The sequence below is a fragment of the Nocardia sp. Tas62D01 genome (assembly GCF_055232035.1).
In genome coordinates, this window is sequence record NZ_JBUYUZ010000001.1 from 3,900,293 (window position 1) to 3,925,994 (window position 25,702).

26 protein-coding genes are annotated in these 25,702 nt (G+C 66.2%); 22 read left to right on the plus strand and 4 right to left on the minus strand.

Annotation, left to right across the window (positions count from 1 at the left end; all coding sequences use genetic code 11):
* Positions 1-129: 129 nt before the first annotated feature.
* The gene (locus tag ACV7NQ_RS18935; protein WP_463360868.1) at positions 130-1,422 is read left to right on the plus strand and encodes a PucR family transcriptional regulator; all 1,293 of its coding nucleotides are present in this window, start codon (positions 130-132) and stop codon (positions 1,420-1,422) included.
* 34 nt (positions 1,423-1,456) lie between these two features.
* Here the strand turns inward: ACV7NQ_RS18935 and ACV7NQ_RS18940 are convergent, their stop codons facing one another.
* Positions 1,457-1,717: a DUF2277 domain-containing protein gene (locus tag ACV7NQ_RS18940; RefSeq protein WP_463360869.1), complete on the minus strand. Its 261-nt coding sequence runs from the start codon at positions 1,715-1,717 to the stop codon at positions 1,457-1,459.
* A gap of 110 nt (positions 1,718-1,827) precedes the next feature.
* Between ACV7NQ_RS18940 and ACV7NQ_RS18945 the strand changes: the two genes are divergently transcribed.
* Positions 1,828-2,661, plus strand: a complete 834-nt coding sequence (locus ACV7NQ_RS18945) for a DUF1266 domain-containing protein (RefSeq protein ID WP_463360870.1) — start codon at positions 1,828-1,830, stop codon at positions 2,659-2,661.
* On the opposite strand, the gene ACV7NQ_RS18950 is transcribed toward ACV7NQ_RS18945, so the two are convergent.
* The gene (locus ACV7NQ_RS18950) at positions 2,641-3,588 is read right to left on the minus strand and encodes a hypothetical protein (RefSeq protein ID WP_463360871.1); all 948 of its coding nucleotides are present in this window, start codon (positions 3,586-3,588) and stop codon (positions 2,641-2,643) included. The genes ACV7NQ_RS18945 and ACV7NQ_RS18950 overlap by 21 nt on opposite strands.
* A 286-nt stretch (positions 3,589-3,874) precedes the next feature.
* Here ACV7NQ_RS18950 and ftsH point away from each other — a divergent pair, with 286 nt between their 5' ends.
* The 19 genes from ftsH (at position 3,875) to ACV7NQ_RS19045 (ending at position 22,037) form a co-directional block, all read left to right on the plus strand.
* A complete protein-coding gene (ftsH, locus tag ACV7NQ_RS18955) occupies positions 3,875-6,271 on the plus strand; it encodes an ATP-dependent zinc metalloprotease FtsH (RefSeq protein WP_463360872.1) in 2,397 nt (798 codons plus the stop codon).
* Positions 6,272-6,481: 210 nt separating this feature from the next.
* On the plus strand, positions 6,482-7,087 hold the full coding sequence (gene folE / locus ACV7NQ_RS18960) for a GTP cyclohydrolase I FolE (RefSeq protein WP_463365735.1): 606 nt from the start codon (positions 6,482-6,484) through the stop codon (positions 7,085-7,087).
* 53 nt (positions 7,088-7,140) lie between these two features.
* Positions 7,141-7,968 (plus strand): dihydropteroate synthase, encoded by an 828-nt coding sequence (gene folP, locus ACV7NQ_RS18965; RefSeq protein ID WP_463365736.1) that lies wholly within the window; start codon positions 7,141-7,143, stop codon positions 7,966-7,968.
* Positions 7,965-8,336, plus strand: coding sequence for a dihydroneopterin aldolase (gene folB, locus ACV7NQ_RS18970; RefSeq protein WP_463360873.1), 372 nt, complete (start codon positions 7,965-7,967; stop codon positions 8,334-8,336). The genes folP and folB overlap by 4 nt, the downstream gene beginning before the upstream one ends.
* A 40-nt stretch (positions 8,337-8,376) precedes the next feature.
* On the plus strand, positions 8,377-8,928 hold the full coding sequence (gene folK / locus ACV7NQ_RS18975; RefSeq protein ID WP_463360874.1) for a 2-amino-4-hydroxy-6-hydroxymethyldihydropteridine diphosphokinase: 552 nt from the start codon (positions 8,377-8,379) through the stop codon (positions 8,926-8,928).
* 2 nt (positions 8,929-8,930) lie between these two features.
* Positions 8,931-9,401, plus strand: coding sequence for a DUF3180 domain-containing protein (locus tag ACV7NQ_RS18980; RefSeq protein WP_463365737.1), 471 nt, complete (start codon positions 8,931-8,933; stop codon positions 9,399-9,401).
* A 127-nt stretch (positions 9,402-9,528) separates the two neighbouring features.
* The gene (locus ACV7NQ_RS18985) at positions 9,529-10,518 is read left to right on the plus strand and encodes a DUF6779 domain-containing protein (protein WP_463360875.1); all 990 of its coding nucleotides are present in this window, start codon (positions 9,529-9,531) and stop codon (positions 10,516-10,518) included.
* A gap of 177 nt (positions 10,519-10,695) precedes the next feature.
* Positions 10,696-11,676, plus strand: a complete 981-nt coding sequence (locus tag ACV7NQ_RS18990; RefSeq protein WP_463360876.1) for a Rossmann-like and DUF2520 domain-containing protein — start codon at positions 10,696-10,698, stop codon at positions 11,674-11,676.
* Positions 11,676-12,629 (plus strand): pantoate--beta-alanine ligase, encoded by a 954-nt coding sequence (gene panC, locus ACV7NQ_RS18995; RefSeq protein ID WP_463360877.1) that lies wholly within the window; start codon positions 11,676-11,678, stop codon positions 12,627-12,629. The genes ACV7NQ_RS18990 and panC overlap by 1 nt, the downstream gene beginning before the upstream one ends.
* Before the next feature lie 14 nt (positions 12,630-12,643).
* Positions 12,644-13,063: an aspartate 1-decarboxylase gene (gene panD / locus ACV7NQ_RS19000; protein ID WP_463360878.1), complete on the plus strand. Its 420-nt coding sequence runs from the start codon at positions 12,644-12,646 to the stop codon at positions 13,061-13,063.
* Between the two features lie 5 nt (positions 13,064-13,068).
* Positions 13,069-13,866, plus strand: coding sequence for a type III pantothenate kinase (locus ACV7NQ_RS19005; protein WP_463365738.1), 798 nt, complete (start codon positions 13,069-13,071; stop codon positions 13,864-13,866).
* Positions 13,867-14,043: 177 nt separating this feature from the next.
* Entirely contained in the window at positions 14,044-14,664 is a 621-nt protein-coding gene (locus ACV7NQ_RS19010) for a cysteine dioxygenase (RefSeq protein ID WP_463360879.1), read from the plus strand.
* Positions 14,665-14,672: 8 nt separating this feature from the next.
* Positions 14,673-15,095, plus strand: a complete 423-nt coding sequence (locus ACV7NQ_RS19015; RefSeq protein WP_463365739.1) for a rhodanese-like domain-containing protein — start codon at positions 14,673-14,675, stop codon at positions 15,093-15,095.
* 195 nt (positions 15,096-15,290) lie between these two features.
* Positions 15,291-16,802 (plus strand): lysine--tRNA ligase, encoded by a 1,512-nt coding sequence (lysS, locus tag ACV7NQ_RS19020; protein WP_463360880.1) that lies wholly within the window; start codon positions 15,291-15,293, stop codon positions 16,800-16,802.
* 116 nt (positions 16,803-16,918) lie between these two features.
* On the plus strand, positions 16,919-17,278 hold the full coding sequence (locus ACV7NQ_RS19025; protein ID WP_463360881.1) for a histone-like nucleoid-structuring protein Lsr2: 360 nt from the start codon (positions 16,919-16,921) through the stop codon (positions 17,276-17,278).
* 231 nt (positions 17,279-17,509) lie between these two features.
* A complete protein-coding gene (locus ACV7NQ_RS19030; protein ID WP_463360882.1) occupies positions 17,510-18,070 on the plus strand; it encodes an FHA domain-containing protein in 561 nt (186 codons plus the stop codon).
* A gap of 154 nt (positions 18,071-18,224) precedes the next feature.
* A complete protein-coding gene (locus tag ACV7NQ_RS19035; protein ID WP_463360883.1) occupies positions 18,225-18,860 on the plus strand; it encodes an anthrone oxygenase family protein in 636 nt (211 codons plus the stop codon).
* Between the two features lie 93 nt (positions 18,861-18,953).
* The gene (locus tag ACV7NQ_RS19040) at positions 18,954-19,304 is read left to right on the plus strand and encodes a hypothetical protein (RefSeq protein WP_463360884.1); all 351 of its coding nucleotides are present in this window, start codon (positions 18,954-18,956) and stop codon (positions 19,302-19,304) included.
* Positions 19,305-19,475: 171 nt separating this feature from the next.
* Positions 19,476-22,037: an ATP-dependent Clp protease ATP-binding subunit gene (locus ACV7NQ_RS19045; RefSeq protein ID WP_463360885.1), complete on the plus strand. Its 2,562-nt coding sequence runs from the start codon at positions 19,476-19,478 to the stop codon at positions 22,035-22,037.
* A gap of 415 nt (positions 22,038-22,452) precedes the next feature.
* Here ACV7NQ_RS19045 and ACV7NQ_RS19050 read toward each other — a convergent pair whose 3' ends face one another.
* Both ACV7NQ_RS19050 and ACV7NQ_RS19055 read right to left on the minus strand, forming a co-directional pair.
* Positions 22,453-23,115: a response regulator transcription factor gene (locus ACV7NQ_RS19050; RefSeq protein WP_463360886.1), complete on the minus strand. Its 663-nt coding sequence runs from the start codon at positions 23,113-23,115 to the stop codon at positions 22,453-22,455.
* A complete protein-coding gene (locus ACV7NQ_RS19055) occupies positions 23,112-24,500 on the minus strand; it encodes a histidine kinase (RefSeq protein WP_463360887.1) in 1,389 nt (462 codons plus the stop codon). The genes ACV7NQ_RS19050 and ACV7NQ_RS19055 overlap by 4 nt, the downstream gene beginning before the upstream one ends.
* Before the next feature lie 296 nt (positions 24,501-24,796).
* On the opposite strand from ACV7NQ_RS19055, the gene ACV7NQ_RS19060 reads away from it, so the two are divergent.
* Positions 24,797-25,699, plus strand: a complete 903-nt coding sequence (locus ACV7NQ_RS19060; protein ID WP_463360888.1) for an ABC transporter ATP-binding protein — start codon at positions 24,797-24,799, stop codon at positions 25,697-25,699.
* Positions 25,700-25,702: the final 3 nt, after the last annotated feature.

Genomic DNA, 25,702 nt, shown 5'->3' on the forward strand with positions numbered 1-25,702 from the left:
TGCTGTGAACGCCCAAATACTGTGAATCAGTTCACTGTCCTATGATCGTGACACAATTCCGAGCGACTGTCTTAGACCGATTTGTCAACTAATGCGGCCACTTTTGTTTCATGAGCACAATTCGGAGGAATGATGGCCCTCGTCTCACCCGGTGCGATCGGACCGAACGGCGAGGTGGTCCGGGACTGGCTGGCCGAGTACGTCTCCGAGACGATGCGGACCGAGACCCTGGAACAGGTCGTCGAGCGCTTGGACGCCGCGATCCTCGCGCGCATTCCGGAGCTGGCCGACCGCGATATCCAGCACGACCTCGCGGCCAGCACTCGCGCGCACGTCAGGAACGGGCTGACCGGCATCACCCACGATGTCTTCGAATTCACGTTGCCCGAGGAGGTGCATGCCTTCGCGCGGACGCTCGCGCGACGCGGATTCGATCTGCGACTGCTGCTGCGCACCTACCACGTGGGCCAGGAAGCGGTGCTGGAGTACATGACCGAGGCGGTCGACGCACGCAAAGCGCCCTACGAGATCGAGCGGGCTGTGCTGCTGCTGCTCTTCGAACGCTCCACGAAATGGGTCAGCACCTCGGTGGAGTTGCTGACGGACACCTACATGGATGAGCGCGAACGGGTTCTGCGCGCCGCACTCAATCGGCGTACCGAGACGGTGCGTGCCCTACTCACCGGGGACGAACTCGATATCGACCAGGCCTCCGTCCGGCTCGGCTATCGGCTCGCCCAACAGCATCTGGCGTTCGTGCTGTGGACCGACGAGCCCGCGGGCGGCGACAGCGACATGAGTGGCCTGCTGGACGGGGTCGCGGCGCGGCTGGCCACGGCGCTCGGCAGCAGCCGGGTGCTCACCGTGCCGTCCGGAGCCAGCGGCATGTGGGCCTGGGCGGGCTTGGACGATGAGACGCACAGTACCGAGTTGGCTGTGCCGGGCAGGCTCGAGCGGATCGCGCTCGGGCAGATCGAACCGCCGGTGCGGGTCGCCTTCGGGGTGCCCGCGGCGCAGGTCGCCGGATTTCGGCAGAGTCATCGCGAGGCGGTCGCGGCCAGGCAGGTCGCCGAGCGCGGAGCTGTAGGAGCTGATCGGGTCACCGGTTATCGCGAGGTGGAGATCGCACATCTGGCTGGCGCCGACGACGCCGCGATGCGCGGTCTGATCGGCAGAGAGTTGCGCGCGCTGGCAGGGCGAGACACCAATGCCGCACGCTTGCGCGAGACGTTGCACGCCTATCTGAAGAGCCATCGCAGCCCGGAGGCCGCGGCGAAACTGCTTGGGGTGCACAAGAACACGGTCCGCTACCGGATCCAGCGCATCGAGGAACTGCTGGGTCATCCCATCGAAGAGCGCAGCCTGCCGCTGGCCCTCGCCCTGACCTGCGTCGCCACCTACGGCGTCGATGCATTGCCATGAGCCGGGTGCGTCGAACGTAGAACGCTGAGACCGTTTACTCTGCGGATTCGCCCGCACCGTTGCGGCGCAGCGGTGGCTCGGTGGTCGGCGCGACTCGGCCGTCGGGCAGATCCGCAAGCAACTGCGTGGTCGCCGCCGCAATGGCCGCTACGGCCTTGTCGACAGCGACTTTCGTGGTACTGCTCAGGCCGGACACGCCACCGACCGTGCGCACGTACTGTAGTGCGGCGGCATAGATTTCCTGCTCGGTAGGCGCAGGCTCCAGGCCGCGGAGGAGGGTGATGTTGCTACTCATGGGTGCACATTAGCCCTCTGTCCCGCTATGCGGCAGGCCGAGAACATTTGTGCGGACTCGGTCGGCGATTACACGAGCCCTGACCAGATCGATGGGGAAGAATCGAAAGCATGTCCGCCCGCGGTGTACCCACCCTGACCACTTTCCCCTACGAAGAGCTGGACAAGCGGGAGGAAGACCACTGGTCCGGGGCCGCGGTGACCGACGACGAACTGCGGTCGTTGGCGCTCGGCGCCTTCTATTCGGCCCGATGGGACGCGTTCCACGACGCACTGTTGCTCGGCCCCGAACGTAACCACCCGCTCGGCGACCGCCGTGAACTCGCCATCGATACCCTGACCGGCGCCTGGGGCATCACCGACGGCACCGAGGCTCGGGCATCGATGGAACAACTGCTCGACGGTATGCACTCGCCGCTGTACGCGATGGTGCATCCGTTGGTGATGGCCTCGATCAATGCCAGCGAGCGGGACCGGTTCGGCGAGCGTGCCGATCGGCACCGCGCCTTCCTTCGTCAGGTCGGCTCGTTCCGCGGCATGGACAACCCCGAGGCGCTGGTCCGCGACTACGACATCTGGTCACAGGCGATCAAGATCGGATTCACCGATCATCTGGCCCGCCCGCTGCCGAGCGATATCCATGCCTGGGATCTGGCCAGGGTGATCGCGGTGGCCCGAATGGCTTTCACCGCAGGCTATCTCGACGTCGACGTCGCCTGGGACTATCTGGCCCGCGCGCTGCCGCTCGCACAGCGCAAATACCAGAACTGGCGCCAATTCGGCGACGCCTACCTGACGGGCTGGACCTACTGGCAGGCCTGTGAGGACCTGGCCGAACTCAAGAACGGCGGCGTGGATCGGCGCATGGAACTGCTGCGCCTGTGGACCCGACCGACGAGCCCGTGGCGGCGGATCGGCCTGCAATCAGTTCCCGTCGGGGAGTGACCGCAGGATTCCGCGCCCGTAGCGCTGGAACTGGGCGTCGTCCACCATGCCGAGCGAATGCCGCTCGACCAGAAGTTCCCATTCGGAATACAGCTGGGCGACGCCCGGGTCGGCCGGTCCCGCCGCACCGTCGGCGGAATCGCGCCGGACCGCGAAATTCACCGCACAGGTGACCCGCTCGGTGTCGGCGCGATCGCTCCCGGCGAAATGCAGCGTGACATTGCCGTCGTGCACGTCGATGCCGGTCTCGCCGCGGACCGCGCCGATCTCACCCGGCGCCACTGCGGCGCCCTCGGTGGTGCGGGCCCAGAGGACAGCGGGGATCGGTAGTTCATGCGCATACCGCGAGCCCGCGCCGATGGAGATGAATAGGAGCCGTCCGGTCGTCGCGGCCAGCAGCCCGGGTCCATTGCCCGCGGGCGGGTGGGCCACCGTGATCGCGGTCTCCAGCACGTATTCATCAGCCGTGACATAGCGATGCAAGGCGGCTATCGCCGACTTCGCCTCCCCCTTGGGTGCCATCCGGCGCACCGCGCGATCCACGTCCGCCCGGGTCGGCCCGGTCCTGCCCCAGGTCGGGGCGGGCGGCTTCAGATCGGGGGCGGCCACATCGATGCGCTGGGAGGCCAGGATCTGACCATTGATCCGGTCGACCATCTCGGTCGCCGCGGGGACATCGTGTTCGGCTATCAATACCGGTAGCGGGGTGCGGTCTGCCGGCACGCCCGTGAGCACCGGTGTCGGGTATCGCAGGTAGATCTCGATCACGACGGCGTCGTCGGCGCGCCGGTTCAGCCGGACCTTCAGCAGGTCTGTGACCGGCACATCCAGGACCCGCTCACCGTCGGTGCCCGGCCGCAGCACCACCAATCGTCCGCGTCCGTGCCGCAATATCGCTGTGGGTGTCCGTAGCTCGACTATGTCCATACCCCCTGCGCTTTTGTTGTGTCGTCGCTCACGATAGGCCGAACATGCCATGATTGTGACCACTTGGAGTAACCAGACCGGAGACATCGGGAACCACCGTCGTTCCCCGGCCGTTTACCTGTCGAACTGCATCAACTGCCGAACCAACTGCCGAACTGCGCGATGTATCGAGTAGACCGTACGCGGTAACGTGGCATGTCCGCATCCGAACCAACCGGACCCGGACGCGTCGCTAGGCATGCACCGGAGACACACCGGAAAGGACTGGCCGCCCGGCCTACGCTCTATGAACCGCAAGACAGTGTTTCGCACCCTGGCCATAGTCTCGAGTATTTTGCTCGTAATCTATGCGTTCAGCTACTTCGGCAACGACACGCGCGGCTGGAAGAGCGTCGACACCTCGGTGGCGTTGACTCAGCTGAACGACAAGAGCAACGTCAAGAACGTCCAGATCGACGACCGCGAGCAGCAGCTGCGTATCGAGCTGAACAACGGCAACGACGCAACCAGCGGCTCCAAGAAGATCATCGCCAAGTACCCGGGCGGCAGTGAGTCGTCCGCGCAGGTCTTCGACGCCGTGCAGAAATCCGGCGCGCCCTTCAATACCGTGGTCAAACAGGACAGCTGGTTTACTCAGATACTCCTGTTCGTGCTGCCGATGGTGATCCTGCTCGGACTGTTCATCTTCGTGATGTCCCGAATGCAGGGCGGTGGTCGCGGCGGCATGATGGGCTTCGGTAAATCGAAGGCCAAGCAGCTGTCCAAGGACATGCCCAAGACCACGTTCGGGGACGTGGCCGGCGCCGACGAGGCCGTTGAAGAGCTCTACGAAATCAAAGACTTCCTGCAGAACCCGGTTCGCTACCAGGCCCTCGGCGCGAAGATCCCGAAGGGCGTGCTGCTCTACGGTCCGCCCGGCACCGGTAAGACGCTGCTGGCCCGCGCCGTCGCGGGCGAGGCCGGCGTGCCATTCTTCACCATCTCCGGTTCGGACTTCGTCGAGATGTTCGTCGGTGTCGGCGCCTCCCGGGTGCGTGACCTGTTCGAGCAGGCCAAGCAGAACAGCCCGTGCATCGTCTTCGTCGACGAGATCGACGCGGTCGGACGCCAGCGCGGCGCCGGCCTCGGCGGCGGTCACGACGAGCGTGAGCAGACCCTCAACCAGCTGCTGGTCGAGATGGACGGTTTCGGTGATCGCACCGGTGTGATCCTGATCGCGGCGACCAACCGTCCCGACATCCTCGATCCCGCGCTGCTGCGCCCGGGCCGGTTCGACCGGCAGATCCCGGTCGGCAACCCCGATCTGGCGGGTCGTCGCGCGATCCTGCGGGTGCACTCGCAGGGCAAGCCGATCTCGCCCGACGCCGACCTGGACGGTCTGGCCAAGCGCACCGTCGGTATGTCCGGCGCCGACTTGGCCAACGTGATCAACGAGGCCGCCCTGCTCACTGCGCGTGAAAACGGCGCGGTGATCACCAGCGAGCAGCTCGAGGAATCGGTGGACCGCGTGGTCGGCGGCCCGCGTCGCAAGAGCCGCATCATCAGCGAGCACGAGAAGAAGATCACCGCTTACCACGAGGGCGGGCACACCCTGGCCGCGTGGGCGATGCCGGATATCGAGCCGGTCTACAAGGTCACCATCCTGGCCCGCGGTCGCACCGGCGGCCACGCCATGACGGTGCCCGAGGACGACAAGGGTCTGATGACCCGCTCGGAGATGATCGCGCGTCTGGTCATGGCGATGGGTGGCCGTGCGGCCGAGGAACTGGTGTTCCACGAGCCGACCACCGGCGCCTCCTCCGATATCGACCAGGCCACCAAGATCGCGCGCGCGATGGTCACCGAATACGGCATGAGCGCGCGCCTCGGCGCGGTGCGCTACGGCCAGGAGCAGGGCGACCCGTTCCTGGGTCGCTCGATGGGTATGAGCTCGGATTACTCGCACGAGGTCGCGGGCGCCATCGACGAGGAGGTGCGCAACCTGATCGAGGCCGCGCACACCGAGGCATGGGCGATCCTCAACGAGTACCGCGACGTGCTCGACGACCTGGCCACCGCGCTGCTGGAACGAGAGACGCTGCACCGCAAGGATCTCGAGCAGATCCTCGCCGCGGTGGACAAGCGGCCGCGGATCACCGCGTTCAACGATTTCGGTGACCGGCTGCCCTCGGACAAGCCGCCGGTGAAGACGCCGGGCGAGCTGGCCGCCGAGCGTGGCGAGCCGTGGCCTCCGGAGGAGTCGGTGCTGCCGCCACTGCCCGCGGCGGCAGCGGCCAACGGCTACCCCGACGCCGGTTACCAGAACCCGCAGTACGGCTACCCCGCGCCGCCTGCGGGCGGTTACCCGCTGCCGCAGGCCCCCGACGCCGCGTACCCGCGGCAGGGTGGCGGGACACACGGCTCGCGGCCGGATTACGGCGCCCCGGCCGGTTGGTCGGCCCCGGGCTGGCCGCCGCGCGACGAGCCGCAGCAGCAGTCCGGGCAGCCGGGTTACGGCGGCAGGCAGGGACAGGGTGAACCGCAGTCGCGGCACGGCTATCAGCAGCCGTGGGGTCAGCCGTCGGGCGGACAGCCCGGTGCGGGCCGCGGTAACGACCAGGGCGGCTACGACGAGCCGGGGCGGGGCAACCCGAACAACGAGGGCGAGAACCACGATTGGGATGGACCGAACGGTCGGCACTGACCATTGACGATTAGGCTCGGCCATCGGGGTGCCGAGTAATTGCCGGCGCCCGAGATTTGGAGGTGTCCTCGATTGTCGGCCAAGAATCACGTCGGCGGCCACGCACTAGCCGAGTCCGACAGCAGCGGGTCCGACACTAGCGGGTCCGACAGCAGCGGGTCCGACAACGGCCGGTCGGGCAGTGGTGAGCGGAACGGTTCCGGATCGGCGGTGGCCACGCCGGATCTCGTCGCGCTGGAGACCGGAAGCCTGTTCGATCAGCCTCGTGCCGAGGCCGCGATCCGAGAACTGCTGATCGCGGTCGGTGAAAATCCCGATCGTCCGGGGCTGATCGACACCCCGGCCCGCGTCGCGCGCGCCTACCGCGAGATGTTCGCCGGCCTCTATGTCGAGCCGGATTCGGTGCTGAACACCACGTTCGACGAGGGCCATCAGGAGCTCGTGCTGGTGCGCGATATCCCGATGTACTCCACCTGCGAACATCACCTGGTGTCGTTCCACGGTGTCGCGCACGTCGGCTACATCCCCGGCACGCACGGTCGGGTGACCGGGCTGTCGAAGCTGGCCAGGCTGGTCGATCTGTACTCCAAGCGCCCGCAGGTGCAGGAACGGCTGACCAGTCAGGTCGCCGATGCCGTCATGCGCAAGCTGGATCCGCGCGGCGCCATCGTGGTGGTCGAGGCCGAGCACCTGTGCATGGCGATGCGCGGTATCCGCAAGCCCGGCGCCAGCACCACGACCTCAGCGGTGCGCGGCCTGTTGCAAACCAATGCCGCCTCGCGTGCCGAGGCCCTCGATCTCATTCTGCGGAAGTGAGCGAGTTCGCGGTGTCCGGTCTCCGGTTCGCGAGCGGCCGCTCCTGCGTGGTGATGGGCGTCGTGAACGTCACCAGTGATTCCTTCTCCGACGGTGGCCGCTATCTGGATCCCGAACTTGCCATCGCGCACGGCGTCGAGCTGTTCGAGACCGGTGCCGACATCATCGATGTCGGCGGCGAATCGACCCGGCCCGGTGCGGTGCGTATCGATCCGGAGGCCGAGGCGGCGCGGGTGGTGCCGGTGATCCGCGGTCTTGTTGCCGCGGGAGTGCCGACCAGTGTCGACACCATGCGGGCGAGCGTGGCCGAGGCCGCGCTCGCGGCCGGGGTGTCCGTGGTGAACGACGTCTCAGGCGGTCGCGCCGACCACGATATGGTGAAAGTCGTTGCGGCAGCGGATGCCCCGTGGATCCTCATGCACTGGCGGGCCGGTGCCGACTACCGGCACACCGGCCCGGCCGACCATTATGACGATGTGGTCGCCGAGGTGCTCGCGGAATTGTCCGCACAGGTGGATATGGCCATCGCCGCAGGTGTCGATTCGTCGCGGCTGATCCTGGATCCCGGCCTCGGCTTCGCCAAGAACGCCGAACACAATTGGGAGTTGCTCGGCGCGCTACCCGAGCTTGTCGGCAACGGCCTGCCGATTCTCATCGGTGCGTCCCGCAAACGTTTCCTCGGCGCCCTGCTCGCCGATGCCGCAGGCCCGCGCCCGCCGGACGGCCGGGAAACCGCGACCGCCACCATCTCGGCGCTGGCCGCGCAACACGGCGCCTGGGGTGTCCGGGTGCACGATGTCCGCGCCTCGCTGGATGCTATTGCTGTCACTGACGCCTGGCAGCGCGCTACCAGGCAGAACTCGCGAGGAGCGGACCGATGAGCGACCGAATCGAGCTACGTGGCCTGCGCGCCTTCGGCCATCACGGCGTCTTCGAGCACGAGCGCCGCGACGGGCAGGAGTTCGTCGTCGACCTCACGGTGTCGGTGGATTTCTCCGTCGCCGCGGCCTCCGACGATCTCGCGGCCACCATCGATTACGGCCGGCTCGCCGAGCGCGCGGTGCGGATCATCCAGGGCCCGCCGCGCAATCTCATCGAGACAGTGGTGTCCGAGATCGCCGACGACGTGATGACCGACCCGCGCATCCAGTCGGTCGAGGTGGTGGTGCACAAACCATCCGCGCCGATCCCGTACACCTTCGCGGACGTTCGCGTGGTCTCCGCGCGGCAGCGGGAGAAGGTGGCGTGAGCGACCGTAGCGGGGCGTGCTGCGCGAGAGGAGCGCGGTTTTGAGCCGCGCCGTGCTGTCGATCGGCTCGAACCTGGGCGATCGGCTCGGCCATCTGCGCAGCGTGGTCGACGGCCTGGGGTCGCAGGTTGTCGCGGTGTCGCCGGTGTATTCGACCGCGCCGTGGGGCGGGGTCGAGCAGGATGACTATCTGAATGCCGTTGTGCTGGTGGATAATCCGGATTTCGGCTGCTTCCACTGGTTGCACCGGGGCCAGGAGTTGGAACGGGATGCCGATCGCGTGCGCGAGGTGCGTTGGGGTGCAAGGACTCTCGACGTCGACGTGATCTCGTGCGCCGACTCCGCAGGCGCAACGCCGTACCGCAGCGACGATCCGACGCTGACGCTGCCGCACCCGCAGGCACACAATCGGGCCTTCGTCCTGATCCCATGGCTGGACGTCGAGCCGGACGCGGTGCTCGAGGTCGATGGCGCACTGCGACCGGTGCGGGTACTGCTCGACGGACTCGACGAAGCCGAGCGCGCGGGCGTGCGGCCGACCGAGTTCTCCTTGCTCAGATCGGGCCCACACGCGGAGGGATCAGTGCTGTGAAGCTGAAGCCGACTCGAATCCTGGATCTGGTGGCGAACGTCGTCGTCGCCGCGGTCATCGCGTGGGTCGCCACCCGGATGGCGTACGGCATCTTCCCGCCGATCTCGGTTTACGCGGGTGCGTCGCTGTATCCGGTGGCCGCGATCGAGGTGGCGCTGGCGTTCGTGATCCGGTCTCGGATCAACGAACACGAAATCGGTGACGGCACGCATCAGCTGCATCCGATCACCGCAGCAAAGGCGGTCGCGCTGGCCAAGGCGTCCGTGCAGGTCGGTTCGCTCGCGGCCGGCGTCTGGCTTGGTTTCCTGTGCTGGGTATTTCCGCAGCGGGGCGATTTGCGCGCGGCCGCCGGGGATAGTCCGAGCGCCATCGTCGGAATGCTGGCGGGCGTAGCACTGGTTGCTGCGGCACTATGGCTCGAGTATTGCTGTCGGGCGCCCGACGACCCATCAGACGATCCCGCAACCACTTAGCAAATATTATTGACGGAATCACCACACCAGATTCTGGGCGCGGCTCGCCATGCAAGCTACCCTGGCGTCCATGGTTTCACCCTCCCGTAGCAGCACTTCCCGTCGGCTACGGGAAGATGCGGGAAAATTGTTCATCGGCGTCTTGATTCTGCTCGGTCTGGTTGCCAGCTTTTTCCTGGTTTTCAGCGACAGTCTGCAATTTGTTCGAATCGGCTTGGTGGCCGCCCTGTGGGCGGCCGTTGTCGGTGCGCTGGCGGCGACGAGGTATCGCAAAGAGGCCACCATCGACAAGGCCAAGGTGCGCGACCTGCAGACGGTGTACGAACTCCAGTTGGAGCGCGAGATCACCGCCCGGCGGGAATACGAGCTCGGCGTCGAGGCGCGGGTGCGTGAAGAAGTGGGCGCCGACGCCTCCGAACTGGCCGCGCTGCGTGCCGAACTCACCGTGCTCCGGCAGAGTCTGCAGCGCCTCTTCGACGGCGATCTGCCGATGGAACGGCCCGCACTTCGGGCCGATGCGACCCGGATTCATGAGCTGACCAGTGCGGTGGCCGATTCGGCGAAAGATAGCTCAGCGGATGCTGGCGTCCGGGCCTCGGTCGCGGCTCAGCAACCACGCAGCAGCGTCACCCCGGTGTTCGTCGCCGATCATCCGCAGCCGCCGCTGTTCGCCAGCCCTTTCGACGATCCGGTAACCGCCGAGACCGCCGTGGTGCCGATGGAGAACGACGACGACACCGCCTACGATCGCCATACCGAGCCGCTGCAGGCGCCGACCGGTTGGGCGGATGCTTTCACCGAAGTGCTTCCCGCCACCGAAGAGCCCGTCGCCACCGAAGTGCTTCCCGCCACCGAAGAGCCCCCCGCCACCGAAGAGCCCGTCGCCACCGAAGAGCCCGTCGCCGCCCAAGAGCCCCCCGCCCCGGTGCAGCCGCAGGGCCGCCCGACCCCGCAGCCCTGGCCGACCACGTCGGCGCCGACCATCGGCACGCCCAGCTCTCGCAGGCGCCGCCGCGTCGACCCCGACGCGGACACGGGCGATTCCGCACGCCGCCTTTCGGTAGCCGAGATCATGGCGAACCTACAATCCGAGGAGAACGGTCGAGGCGGGCGCTGATCCGCATTCCTGCTGCCGATTCGCCACTGCGGTGCACATCACCACGGTGTCCCATGGCATCGGCCTCCGCGCGGCCGATATCCTCGTGACGTAACGTCCGGTACCCGCATGGCGGGACTGGAACGGATCAGCGCTCGGCGGACGGATGTCTGCCCAACGCACTTCGAGAGGACAACGTTGACCTCGAGTTCTGGCAACCAACCTGTGAGTTCCGGCAACCAGCCTGTGAGTTCCGGCAACCAGCCTGCAGGCGTCGACCCGGCGCCCGCACGCCTGACGGTCGGAATCGTCTCGGCGGGACGCGTTGGCTCGGCACTCGGCGCCGCACTCGAGCGCGCCGGACATGTGGTGTTCGGTGTCGCCGCGATTTCCGATGCCTCCGTGCAGCGGGCGCGTACCAGGCTGCCCGATTCCGAGATCCTGCCCGTCGAAGAGGTGGCGGCCCGCAGCGAGTTGCTGCTGCTCGCGGTGCCGGACGCCGAATTGGCCGGGCTGGTGCGCGGTATGACGTCGGCCGGTGTGGTCCGGCCCGGCACCATCGTGGCGCACACCTCCGGCGCCAATGGTGTCGGCGTGCTCGCGCCGCTGGCCGATATCGGCGCGCTGCCGCTGGCGATTCACCCCGCGATGACCTTCACCGGACACGATGAGGACCTGGCCAGGATCGGTAATGCCTGCTTCGGGATCACCGCCGCCGACGAGGTCGGTTTCGCCATCGCGCAGGCGCTGGTTATCGAAATGGGTGGCGAGCCGGTGCGGGTGCAGGAGCACAACCGCCAACTCTATCACGCCGCGCTGGCCCACGGCAGCAATCACCTCGTCACGGTGATCATCGACGCCCTAGATGCGCTTCGCACTGCGCTGGCGGGTCCGGGACTGCTCGGCCAGCAGGTCGTCGACGATCAGCCCAACGGGCTGGCCGAGCGACTGCTCGCCCCGCTGGCCTCGGCCGCTCTCGACAATGCGTTGCGCCGCGGCCAATCCGCGCTGACCGGTCCGGTGGCGCGCGGTGATGCGGACGCGGTTGCCGCGCACCTGGCCGCGCTGGAATCCGTCGATACCAGGCTGGCCGCGGGCTATCGTGCGCTGTCGTTGCGCACTGCCGAGCGCGCCAAGTCCAGTCCCGCCCTGATCGAACTGTTGGAAGGACGACGCTGATGGATCCGAAACTCCGTGGCACCTTCCGGCCCGGCGAGCTGACCGTGCACCACGATCCCGCGGTGATACAAGCCGTGTCGAAGGCCCTGCGCGGGGTCGGGCGCACCGTCGGTCTGGTGCCGACCATGGGCGCGCTGCACGAGGGACATCTGGAGATCGTGCGCCGCGCCAAGCGGACCAACCAGGTGGTGATCGTGTCGATCTTCGTGAACCCCTTGCAGTTCGGTGCGGGCGAGGATCTCGACAAATACCCGCGCACCCTGGATGCCGATGCCGAGCTGCTCCGCCACGAGGGCGTGGAATTGGTATTCGCGCCGAGCGCGTCCGATATGTACCCGGACGGCATGCGGACCACCGTGCACCCCGGCCCACTCGGCGCCGAGCTGGAAGGCGCGAGCCGCCCGACCCATTTCGCGGGCGTGCTGACCGTGGTGGCCAAGCTGCTGCAGATCGCGCGCCCGACCGAGGCATTCTTCGGCGAGAAGGATTACCAGCAGCTGACGCTGATTCGCGAGCTGGTGCGTGACCTCAACTTCGACGTGAAAATTGTTCCGCTGCAGACGGTTCGCGAGCCGGACGGCCTCGCGCTGTCCTCCAGGAACCGGTATCTCGATGCGGCACAGCGCGAATCGGCCCTGGCCCTGTCGGCGGCGCTGGCCGTTGGCAAGCATGCGGGCGGCCTCGGCGCGGACGCCGTGCTCGCCGCCGCCCGCGGGGTCCTGGATGCCGTCCCGGGTATCGACGTCGATTACCTCGCACTGCGGTCCTCGACCCTCGGCCCCGCCCCGGCCAATGGAAACGCTCGATTGCTCGTCGCGGCCAAGGTCGGCGCCACCCGCCTGATCGACAACACCTCCGTTGCGCTCGGGGCCCCGATCGACGGCGGCAACCCCATGCTTCCCGATTCGCGCCGAGCCGCGGGCGATTCCCAGCCTGCTCAGGCCAACATTTAGGAAAGGCGACGACGATGTTGCGCACTATGATGAAGTCGAAGATCCACCGCGCCACGGTGACCCACGCCGACCTGCATTACGTCGGTTCGGTCACCGTCGACCAGGATCTGCTCGACGCTGCGGATCTGCTCGAGGGCGAGCAGGTCTGCATCGTCGATATCGACAACGGCGCCCGCCTCGAGACCTACGTCATCGCGGGCGAACGCGGCTCCGGCGTGATCGGAATCAACGGCGCCGCAGCCCATCTCGTTCACCCGGGCGACCTGGTCATCCTGATCGCCTACGGGATGATGAACGAGTGCGAGATCCGCGAATACGCCCCCAGGGTCGTGTTCGTCGATGACCACAATCGCCCGACCGACCTCGGCTCGGACCCGGCCCATGCGCCGGAGGGCTCCGGCCTGGTCACCCCCCGCTCGCTGACTGTCGTTTGACAGCCATGTTGCTGGCCATCGATGTCCGCAACACCAGCATCGAGCTGGGCCTGTTCTCGGGTAGCGGGACACACGCAAAGCTGGTGCGGCACTGGCGGATGCATTCCAATCCGCTGCTGACCGCCGACGAGTTCGCCATGCAGGTGCGCGGGCTGGTCGGCCCGCAGGTCGAGGAAATCGTCGGGGTGACCGCGCTGTCCACGGTGCCGCCGGTGCTGCGCGAGATTCGCGCGATGCTCGCCCGCTATTGGGACAATGTGCCGCACGTCGTGGTGGAACCTGGTGTGCGGACCGGAATTCCGCTGCTCGTCGACAATCCCAAGGAAATCGGCGCCGACCGCATCGTGAACACCCTTGCCGCGCATCATCTGTACGGCACCGCCGCGATCGTGGTCGATTTCGGCACCGCGACCACCGTGGACCTGGTGTCGACGAAGGGCGAATTCCTCGGCGGCGTACTCGCGCCGGGCGTGGAGATTTCCAGTGAGGCACTGATCGAGCGGGCCGCGCTGCGTCGGGTCGAGTTGGCGCGCCCGCGCTCGGTGGTCGGCAAGAACTCCGTGGAGGCCATTCAATCCGGCGCGATTTTCGGTTTCGCCGGCCTGGTGGACGGTCTGATCGATCGCATCCGCGACGAATTCGACGCCTTCGCCGGTGACGATGTCGCGATCGTCGCGACCGGAGCGAGTGCACCGCTGATCGTCCCCGAGTCGGAAACGATCGACCACCACCAGCCGCATCTGACACTGACCGGCCTGCGCCTGGTCTACGAACGCAATCAGCGCCGCAAGGGAACTGTTTGATGGACAGCTCCGCCGTCACCGGGCTTTCCACCGCTGTGAAGATAAGGGGGTCTGCTACACTCGCTCCCGTGCATAACCGCGTGACCACCCAGGAGTGTTGTCGAGGCTGATCTGGCCTCGATCGTTCGAGGCTGACCAAGTCCCTCGACCGTCGACACATCTTCTGGAGATTCGCTCATGCGTTCTTCTGCTCTTTCATTCTCCTCTGCCCGGGATGCCTTTTCGGCAACCCCGCCGCTCGACCGTGCCGTCGCGTGGGCGCTTGCGACCCGGTTGCGTCCCGCCGATCTGCTTCGGCTGACCGACGAGGGCGCCGAGGATGTGCGCAGCGGCCGCTTTGACCATTTGCTCCCGGCCGAAGGCGTGTGGCCATCCGACGAACGTTGGGCGACTCGGCTGCTGGCCGACGACGAGGTCGATGTCTGGCTGATCAGCTGGACCCCGGGCAAATCCACCGAATTGCACGATCATGCCGGATCTCTCGGCGCATTGACCGTGCTCAGCGGCGCCCTTTCCGAATATCGCTGGAACGGAACGGAACTGCGGCTGCGCACGCTCACCGCAGGTGATCAGGCCTCGTTCCCGATCGGCTGGGTGCATGACGTGATGCGTGCTCCCGCCGGCCCCCTGCCGATAAATGAGACCGCCGCCGAATCCCTCGGTCCTCTCGATCCGACACTCAGCGTGCATGCCTATTCCCCGCCGCTCACCGCCATGTCCTATTACGAGGTCACCGGCCACGGCACCCTGCGGCGCACCCGAACCGTCCTCACCGACCAGCCCGAAGGTGATATGTAATGACCCGTTTGACCATCGACCAGATGCTCGAGAACGCGCGGGCCCAGCTGAACCGTATGTATGCCTTCGAATTGCCGAAGGCGCTCGCCAGAGGGGCGATTCTGGTAGACATCCGGCCGCAGGCGCAGCGTGGGCTCGAAGGCTCGCTGCCCGGCGCCCTGGTGATCGAGCGGAATGTCCTGGAATGGCGATTGGATCCGACCAGTTCCGCCCGCCTGGCGCTGGCCACCGATCACGATGTGGAATGGATCGTCATCTGCTCGGAGGGCTATACCTCCAGTCTCGCCGCCGCCGCACTGCAGCAACTCGGTCTGCATCGGGCGACCGATGTGATCGGTGGCTATCAAGCGATGAAGGCGGCGAGCCTGCTTACCATCGGCACCCGGGCCCCGCACTTCGCCCGCGACATCGACGCGCTCGCCTCGCTGTAATTGCGGACCAGCTAATTCCATCTCGAAATAGGCGGGGGCGCAGCCGGTTTCGGTAATCACCCGGCATATCGGGCGGCCGAAGCCTGCGCAAAACCGGACATCGACGCGCGCCGGAACCCATACCGGACTGTTACTCCGCGGTAGTGCCTGGGCGGCGCGCAAAACGATTTCCGGTGCCCGCTAGTGTTGCTGGATGTGAGCACCCCGAACACGCCCCCGTCCGATGACGTCCCGGAACAGATAAGGATTCGGCGGGAGAAGCGCGAGCGACTGCTCGCCCAGGGCGGCGAGGCGTATCCCGTGGTCGTGCCGCGGACACATACCCTCGCCGAAATTCGGGCGGCCTATCCGGAGCTGGAGCCCGACACCCAGACCGGCCTGCAGGTCGGTGTCGTGGGTCGCGTCATTTTCATGCGTAATACCGGCAAGCTATGTTTCGCGACGCTGCAGGAGGGCGACGGCACCAAGCTGCAGGCGATGATCAGCCTCAACGGCGTCGGAGCCGACGCGCTTGCGGCCTGGAAGACCGATGTGGACCTCGGTGACTTCGTATTCGTGCACGGCGAGGTCATCTCGTCGCGGACCGGGGAATTGAGCGTTATGGCCGATTCCTGGTCCATGTCGGCGAAGTCGCTGCGCCCGCTGCCGGTTGCGCACAAGGAGATGAACGAGGAGTCGCGGGTTCGGCAGCGTTATGTCGATCTGATCGTGCGTCCGGAGGCCAGGGAAATGGCGCGGACCAGGGTCGCCGTCGTGCGCGCGATGCGCGATGCGCTGGAGCGTCGCGGTTTCCTCGAGGTCGAGACGCCGATGCTGCAGACGCTGCACGGCGGCGCCGCGGCCAGGCCGTTCGTGACGCATTCCAATGCGCTCGATATAGACCTCTACCTGCGAATTGCGCCGGAACTGTTCCTGAAGCGCTGCGTGGTCGGTGGCCTCGAGCAGGTCTTCGAGATCAACAGGAACTTCCGCAACGAGGGGTCGGACTCCACCCATTCTCCGGAGTTTGCGATGCTGGAAACGTACCAGGCATACAGTACCTACGATGACTCCGCGCGCATGACTCGAGAATTGGTGCAGGAAGTCGCGCAGGAGGTGTTCGGCACGCAGGTGGTGACCCTCGCGGACGGTACCGAATATGATCTGCGCGGCGAGTGGTCTACGGTCGAGATGTACCCGTCACTGTCTGATGCACTCGGCGTCTCGGTCACCCCGGAAACTTCGGTTGCGGAATTGCGTGAACTTGCCGATCGAGGCGGTCTGGAAATTCCCGAGGACAAGGGCTATGGCCACGGCAAACTGGTCGAGGAACTGTGGGAACATCAGTACGGCGACAAGCTGTACGCGCCGACATTCGTGCGCGACTTCCCAGTAGAGACATCGCCGCTGACCAGGCAGCATCGGAGCAAGCCTGGAGTTACCGAGAAGTGGGACCTCTATGTGCGCGGCTTCGAGTTGGCAACGGGCTATTCGGAGTTGGTCGATCCGGTGATCCAGCGCGAGCGGTTCGTCGATCAGGCGCGGCTGGCCGCGCAGGGTGATGATGAGGCGATGATGTTGGATGAGGACTTCCTCGCCGCGATGGAGCACGGCATGCCGCCGACAACAGGTACGGGTATGGGAATCGATCGGTTGTTGATGGCACTGACGGGATTGGGAATCCGCGAAACGATACTGTTCCCAATTGTGCGTCCAGTCACCCGCTGACCATCGGATTCCATAGCGGAGATCCCCGTCTTGGAATTTTCGAAATTCGGAGTATTCTTGCCTCGGGTAATCGGCCTAGTATGCGGGTCGCACGATTTCGAGAGGACGTTCATCTCATGGCAAAGAAGGTCACCGTTAGCTTGATCGACGATGTCGATGGTGAGTCCATCGCGGACGAGACCATCGAGTTTGCGATCGACGGTGTGTCGTACGAGATCGACCTGTCGTCGGCAAATGCGTCGAAGCTACGCGACGGGCTGGAAGAGTGGGTTTCGAGTGCTCGGCGCGTGAGTGGTCGGCGCCGGGTCAAGGCTGTGGCGGCTGCTCCGGGTAGCCCCAAGAGCCGGGTCTCCATCGATCGTGAACAAAGTGCTGCAATTCGCGAGTGGGCGCGCCGTAATGGCCACAAGGTGTCCGCGCGGGGTCGTATCTCGGCCGACATCACCGACGCGTACAACAAGGCCGCGAAGGCCTAGTTCCCTTTTTTCTCCGCTGCCGCCCGGGCAAATCGTGCGACGCCCGGGCGGCAGTCTTGTTTGTTGCCGCACCCGGTCGGCTCGATCTTGCTCGGCGTACCCGAACGCGGCACCATGGAACCGTGCAGATGATGTCACTGACGGTATGGAGAGATGGGGATCGGCACAGTGACTGGATTTGTCGGATCTTTGTTGCGGTTCATCGATGATTCGGGCCGTCAACAGGAGTTCATGCTCACCCCGGACCAGCAGCGCGTCACCATAGGTCGCTCCCCGCATGCCGATTTGGCGCTGCCCTGGGACGCCGAGGTGTCCCGGCTGCATGCGGCCGTCGAGTATCTCGGGGCGCAGTGGACCATCGTCGACGATGGTCTGTCCCGCAATGGCACGTTCGTCAACGGCGAGCGTTTGGCCGGCAGGCGCAGGCTGATGGCGGGCGATCGCATTCGGGTCGGCACCTCGCTGGTGTCCTTCCACGATTTCGGGGGCGTGGTCGACGATGCCACCCGCACTTCGACTGGTTCGATCCCAACGTTGCGCTCGCTCACCGAGACTCAGCGCTCGGTGCTGATCGCGCTGTGCCGTCCGTACAAGCACGGGGCGGGCTTTGCGACCCCGGCTTCCAATCAGCAGATCGCCGAGGAACTTTTTCTGAGCGTCGATGCGATCAAGACTCATCTGCGTGCGCTGTTCGCCAAGTTCGGCGTGGAAAGTCTGCCGCAGAATCAAAAAAGAGTCCGACTGGCCGGTTTGGCAATGCAGAGCGGCATCATCTCTGATCGGGATCTCTGAGCCGTATTTCCGCTGGTTCACCGCGCCCCGGACGTAGACGATCGCGTAGTCGGGCGAGCGGCTCAACCATGGCTGGTCACGGCCGTGGGCGGTTGACTAAGAGTCATGAAACGGAGCGATGAAGGCTCCGGCAGATCCTCGGCAGGAGAAAATCATGACCGCCTTTCGAATCGCCGCTCTGGTTGCAGCCACGCTGGCGACCGGCCTGATCGCCGGTCTCTTCTACGCTTACGCGAACTCGGTGATGCCGGCACTGAACCGCACCGATGACCGCGCCATGATCGACGTGATGCAGAAGATCAACGTGGTAATCATCAATCCCTGGTTCATGATCGGGTTCCTCGGCACCGTCGGGTTCACCATCCTCGCGGCGGCGCTACATCTGGGCAAGGACCACCGCACCGTCCTGATCTGGATCGCAGTTGCCCTGGCGCTCAACGTGATCGCCTTCGCAGTGACCTCCGGGCTGAATGTCCCGCTGAACAACCAGCTCGCCGCGGCCGGCGACCCGGCATCGATCGGTGATCTGGCCCAGGTCCGCGCCGACTTCCAATCATCTTGGGTCCGTTGGAATATCGTCCGCGCGGTGCTGCACACGCTGGCCTTCCTGGTGCTGTGCGGCGCGCTGTTCGTCGCCGGTATCCAGCACGGCCGCGGCACCGCTTCGGCGGCCGGGGCGGCAGCTGGGGCGGCGCATGGTGGCTACCTCGCTCAGCAGGCGGGACCGGGCCAGTTCTCGGTGGCGCAGGTATCCGGTCAGTTCGGCGCCCCGGTCTACCGCCTGGCCTGACTCGCCGCGTCCGCCCTCGCCGGGTAACCCGCGCGGTCGCAACTTCTCCAGGGCTCGCCCTTCCTGACCTGGCTCAGCGGCGACGGCGTCTATGTGCCCGGCATCACCTATACCAATATCGTGACCGTCTACGACGAGATCGTCGTCCCGTATACCTTGGGATTCGTCCAGAGACCGAATGTCACCAGTATCGTGGTCCAGGATGGCTGTGGGCCGGACTACTCCGACCACGTGGCGATCGCGGCAGTCCACGGGCCGCTGGTTCCGTGCTCACTGCCCTCGACCCGGGCCACCCGCTTGCGGCCCGGTGCGAGTTGTTCCGCCGTTCACCGGGTAGTCCGCGGCATCGGGCCGCATCGGCGGATCCCGGCGACCGCGCTGGATGCCCTGTTCGCTGAGGGCAAAACCTCAGCGGAAACGAATCCCGCGGCGCCTTCGTTATGAGTGAATGACCGTGCTGCCGCTGGTCCGCAATAGGGTGGACCGGAGACGGCTTTGTCCCTGCCAACTAGAGTGGAGGCGGGGGCCGCAACCCCCGGGCTTCATGGCAGGCTGACGCACAGTCGAACTGAAGCGTCGGACGCCAAGATGTCGGAGCAGGAGAGTGAGGGAGCGATGTTCGAGAGGTTCACCGACCGCGCGAGGCGTGTCGTTGTCCTGGCCCAAGAAGAGGCCCGGATGCTCAACCACAACTACATCGGCACCGAGCACATCCTGCTTGGGTTGATCCACGAGGGCGAGGGTGTCGCAGCGAAGTCGCTGGAATCCCTTGGCATTTCGCTGGAGGGTGTGCGCAGCCAGGTGGAGGAGATCATCGGTCAGGGCCAGCAGGCTCCCTCCGGTCACATCCCGTTCACCCCGCGTGCCAAGAAGGTGCTGGAGCTGAGTCTGCGCGAAGCGCTGCAACTCGGCCACAACTACATCGGCACCGAGCACATCCTGCTCGGTCTCATCCGCGAGGGTGAGGGCGTGGCAGCCCAGGTGCTGGTCAAGCTGGGTGCCGATCTCAACCGCGTGCGTCAGCAGGTCATCCAGCTGCTGTCCGGATACCAGGGCAAGGAGCCGGTCGAGTCCGGTTCCCGCGGTGAGGCGGGCACTCCGTCCACCTCGCTGGTGCTGGACCAGTTCGGTCGCAACCTGACCCAGGCCGCGCTCGAGGGCAAGCTCGACCCCGTCATCGGCCGCTCGAAGGAAATCGAGCGCGTGATGCAGGTGCTGAGCCGCCGCACCAAGAACAACCCAGTGCTGATCGGTGAGCCCGGTGTCGGTAAGACCGCCGTGGTCGAGGGCCTGGCACAGGCCATCGTCAACGGCGAGGTCCCGGAGACGCTCAAGGACAAGCAGCTCTACACCCTCGACTTGGGCTCCCTGGTCGCGGGCAGCCGCTACCGCGGTGATTTCGAGGAGCGCCTGAAGAAGGTGCTCAAGGAGATCAACACCCGCGGCGACATCATCCTGTTCATCGACGAGCTGCATACGCTCGTCGGTGCGGGTGCCGCCGAGGGCGCCATCGATGCGGCCTCGATCCTGAAGCCGAAGCTGGCCCGCGGCGAGCTGCAGACCATCGGTGCGACCACCCTCGACGAGTACCGCAAGTACATCGAGAAGGACGCCGCCTTGGAGCGCCGGTTCCAGCCGGTCCAGGTGGGCGAGCCGACGGTCGAGCACACCATCAACATCCTCAAGGGTCTGCGCGACCGCTACGAGGCGCATCACCGGGTGTCCATCACCGACGGTGCGCTGGTGGCCGCGGCGACCCTGGCCGACCGCTACATCAACGACCGCTTCCTGCCGGACAAGGCGATCGACCTGATCGACGAGGCGGGCGCCAGGATGCGCATCCGTCGCATGACCGCTCCGCCGGACCTGCGCGAATTCGACGACAAGATCGCCGATGCGCGCCGGGAGAAGGAAAGCGCGATCGACGCGCAGGACTTCGAGAAGGCGGCGCGACTGCGCGACAAGGAAAAGCAGCTGGTTGCCAAGCGCGCCGAGCGCGAAAAGCAGTGGCGCTCCGGTGATCTCGACGTGGTTGCCGAGGTCGACGACGAGCAGATCGCGGAGGTGCTCGCCAACTGGACCGGCATCCCCGTCTTCAAGCTCACCGAGGAGGAGACCACCCGTCTGCTCCGCATGGAGGACGAGATCCACAAGCGGATCATCGGCCAAGAGGATGCCGTCAAGGCCGTCTCCAAGGCGATCCGCCGCACTCGGGCGGGCCTGAAGGATCCGAAGCGTCCGTCCGGCTCGTTCATCTTCGCCGGTCCGTCCGGTGTCGGTAAGACCGAGCTGTCCAAGGCGCTGGCGAACTTCCTGTTCGGCGACGATGACGCGCTCATCCAGATCGACATGGGCGAGTTCCACGACCGCTTCACCGCATCTCGGCTGTTCGGTGCCCCTCCCGGGTACGTCGGCTACGAAGAGGGCGGCCAGCTCACCGAAAAGGTGCGCCGCAAGCCGTTCTCCGTGGTTTTGTTCGACGAGATCGAAAAGGCGCACCAGGAGATCTACAACACCCTGTTGCAGGTCCTCGAGGATGGTCGTCTCACCGACGGCCAGGGTCGTACGGTCGACTTCAAGAACACCGTGCTGATCTTCACCTCGAACTTGGGTACCGCAGACATCTCCAAGGCCGTTGGTCTGGGCTTCACCCAGAGCAATGCCGAGGGCTCGAACTACGAGCGGATGAAGCTCAAGGTCAACGACGAGCTGAAGAAGCACTTCCGCCCCGAATTCCTCAACCGCATCGACGACGTGATCGTCTTCCACCAGCTCACGACCGACCAGATCGTGCAGATGGTGGACCTGATGATCGGCCGCGTCGCCAAGCAGCTGAAGAACAAGGACATGGCGATCGAGCTGGCTCCGCAGGGCAAGGCGCTGCTGGCCAAGCGCGGCTTCGACCCCGTGCTCGGCGCCCGGCCGCTGCGCCGGACCATCCAGCGCGAGATCGAGGACCAGCTCTCGGAGAAGATCCTCTTCGGCGAGATCGGTCCCGGTCAGACCATCGTGGTCGACGTCGAGGGCTGGGACGGCGAAGGCTCGGGCGAGGATGCCAAGTTCACATTCACCGGTAAGACGAAGCTGACCAAGTCGACTGACACCGGGGAGAAGCCGGAGGTCGTGCTGACCGCCGCAGGCGAGGGCGCGACCGAGACGGCAGCCTCGGGCGAGTAAGCCCTGATCGCATTCGAAAGGCCCTTCCCCGCTGGAAATCAGTAGGGGAGGGCCTTTTCGTGCCTGGATGGCCTAGGGCAAGATGCTCATACCGAAAGCCTGCGCCGCACGCCCCACCCGGACATCTGCCGCGCGTCGTTACCTGACCTACGCCTGGACGCGTACGGAATTCCGCGCAATGGCGGGTCACCGATGACTGCTCAACATTTGCAGTCGCGGTGCGCCAGTCCCTCAGCTCGGTCGCGGACGTGTTGCCGGAGCTGATCGAAAGGCCGGGAGCAACGAGCGCGAATGGTCCGGCACCGTCATCGTCGTGGTATTCACCGACGACCATGAGTACTCCAGCGGGGAGCGGTCGACTGCCTCGGTGTAATCGCTGACCACCCAGCGGAGGCGTAGCTGTGGTCTGTCGCCCCTATTGCCAGCCGGGGCGGACCAGGCCGGTTTCGTACGCCATGACCACCAATTGGGTGCGGTCGCGGGCGGCGAGCTTCATAAGGATCCGGCTGACGTGGGTGCGGGCAGTGGCGGGACTCATGAAGAGGCGTTCGCCGATTTCGGCGTTGGTGAGGCCCTCGGCGACCAGGGTCATCACCTCGCGCTCGCGGTCGGTGAGTTCCGAAAAGGCCGCGGGCGGTGGCTGTTTGGCGTGCGCTGAGAATTCGGCGATGAGGCGGCGGGTGACGCCGGGGGACAGCAGCGCGTCGCCCGCCGCGACGACGCGGATGGCGCGGACCAGGTCGGCCGGTTCGGTGTGCTTCACCAGAAAGCCCGTCGCGCCCGCCCGCATTGCCTCGAAGACGTATTCATCGAGTTCGAAGGTGGTCAGTACGACCACCCGCACCTCGGCGAGCTTCGGGTCCTCGGCGATCATTCGGGTGGCGGCGAGTCCGTCGAGAATCGGCATCCTGATGTCCATCAACACCACGTCGGGGGTGAGGCTGCGGGTCATCCGGACGGCCTGTTCGCCGTTGTCCGCCTCGCCGACCACCTCGATCCCGTCCTGGGCCTCGAGTAGCGCGACGAAACCGCCGCGCACCAGCGCCTGATCGTCGGCGACCAAAACCCGAATGCTCATCGCCCCTCCTGCCCGGCGGAATCGCCCAGGCTGCCGGTGTCGGCGGGCACCCGCGACGGCAACCTGGCCGCGACCCGGAACCCGCCGCTCGGCCGCGGACCCGCAGTGAGTGCGCCGCCGAGTGCGTGCGTGCGTTCCCGCATGCCGATGATGCCGTTGCCCCCGCTCGGTCCTCCTGACCTCGATTGTGTCCCGGTGGGTCGGGTGTTGTCGACGGTGATGTCGACCGAGTCCGCGGTGTAGCGAACGGTGACCGTGGCCGCAGCGCCCGGCGCGTGCCGCACCACATTGGTGAGCGATTCCTGGATGATCCGGGCTGCCGCCACATCGATGACGCTCGGCAGCCGGTGCGCGTCACCGATGACCCGGGTGTCCACGGTCAATCCCGCCGCCCGAGCGCGTTGCAGCAGCGTGTCCAGGTCTTCGATGCTAGGCGCGGGCGACCGTGGCGCCGGGGCAGGACGGACGGGGGGTGCTTGCTCTTCGTTCGAGACGCGGTCTGCGCCACTCGAATTGCGTTGGGCCCGCTTCGAATCACGCCCGGGACCGCGGCCGACGGCGGAACCACGCCCGCTGCCGTTGGTCGTGGGCGCTGTCTGCGCGGGGACGTCGTCGACAGCGCCGGTCGCGGTGCCGGTGCGGATCGCGTTCAAGAGGGTGTGCACCTCGGCCAGCGCGTCCTTGCTCGCGGCTTTGATCGCCGCCAGCGCCGACCCGGCCTGTTCCGGCTTCTTGTCGAACAGTTCCAATGCCACCGACGACTGCACATTGATCAGCGAAAGGCTGTGCGCCAGCACATCGTGCAGCTCCCGCGCGATGGCGAGACGCTGCTCGCTGGCACGGCGTTCCCGCTGCGCCTCCTCGTCGCGACGCGCGGCCTCGGCCCGCTGTCTGCGCGCCACCTGCACTGCTTTCCGCTGCCGAATGCCCTCGGCCACCGCGATCAGCACACCGAGCCAGGCGATCATCCCGAACGCCAACCACGGATTGGCGGGATGCCCGATCAATGCGGGCAGCGGCCAGACCAGCGCGATATAGCCGATCGGCACGAGAGGGTAAGTCCACCAGCGTGATCCGGCGACCGCCGCGGTGATGAAGGCGATCACCAGCGAAATGAAGATCGGGCCGTAACCGTAGCCGCGCAGCAGGTATATCACGCAGGAGGCGATAGCCACCAGCAGCACCGGTAGCGGCTGCGACCGCCGCAGGATCAGCGCCGCGGGGCCGACCAGCAGCAGCGCGTAGCCGAGCACGTCCAGCGAATGCACGCCGGTCTGGCGCACGTTGGCATTGCGCCCTCCGACGAGCTGGATCACCGCGACGACGAACGCAAGGCCCCAGTCTCGAACGACGGAGCCATGTTTCGATTCCCCTGGCGCGCTCACCCTTGCAGCCTATTCGGCCGGACGCCGCGAGACGTCCGCCGCGCTACGTATTTGCTGATTACGGCGTGTGCGGCTGTCGCACGACACCACGAAAGGGGGATCTACCAGCAAGTTCCCCTGCGTCGTCCAGCTGTCTGCCGGCGGATCTGGCGTGCGTGTGCCCGCGTTTTCGTGTCGGAGCCGCCAGTTACCGCAGGTCAGCGGCGCGGGCGGGGTCCGCGTATGCCGCGCTACGTACGTCGAACGACGCCGCGCGACGGATGTGTCGGACCTGGTCGGAGGCAGATTCTCGAGGCATGACAGATTCCATCGTGGTCACCGCAGGGCTGACCAAACGCTACGGCGCCCACACCGCCGTCGACGGCGTGAACATGAACGTCGTGCCCGGCGAGATCTACGGATTTCTCGGCCCGAACGGGGCGGGCAAGACGACCACGCTGCGAATGCTGGTCGGGCTGATCCGTCCCAGCGGCGGCACCGCCACCGTGCTCGGGCACGCACCCGGCGATCCCGAGGCGGTCCGTCGGATCGGCGTCCTCATCGAGGGCCCCGGCTTCTACCCCTATCTCTCCGGCCGCGACAACCTGCGGGTACTCGCGAAATACCGCGGTCTCGACCGGACCGACGTCGAGGACGCGCTGGACCGGGTCGGTCTCTCCAGCCGGGCCGATGACAAATTCCGCACCTACTCCCTCGGCATGAAGCAGCGGCTCGGCGTCGGTGCGGCGCTGCTCGGCCGTCCCGATCTGCTGATCCTGGACGAGCCGACCAATGGGCTCGACCCACAGGGCATGGCCGAAATGCGGGAGCTGATCACCGCTCTCGCCGGTGATGGGCACACGGTGCTGCTGTCGAGCCACATGCTCAGCGAGGTACAGGAGGTCTGCGATCGGGTCGGCGTGATCTCCGGCGGCAAGCTGCTCGTGCAGTCCACCGTCGCCGAATTACGCGGCGCCTCTTCGCTATTGCTGCGGGCCGAGCCGCTGGATGCGGCCTTCCCCGCGGTCTGCCGGGTGGTCGGCGAGCACGCCGCGATGCTGACGGCGGGCGGCATCAGGATCGAGTCCGGCGTCGGTGCCGCCCCCGCTGTCGCCCGCGCGGTGGTCGAGGCGGGCGCGGATCTGCTGGAACTGCGGGTCGACGAAAAGTCCCTGGAGGAAGTGTTCTTCGAAATGACGCAGCTGGAGGCGGCGAAATGAACG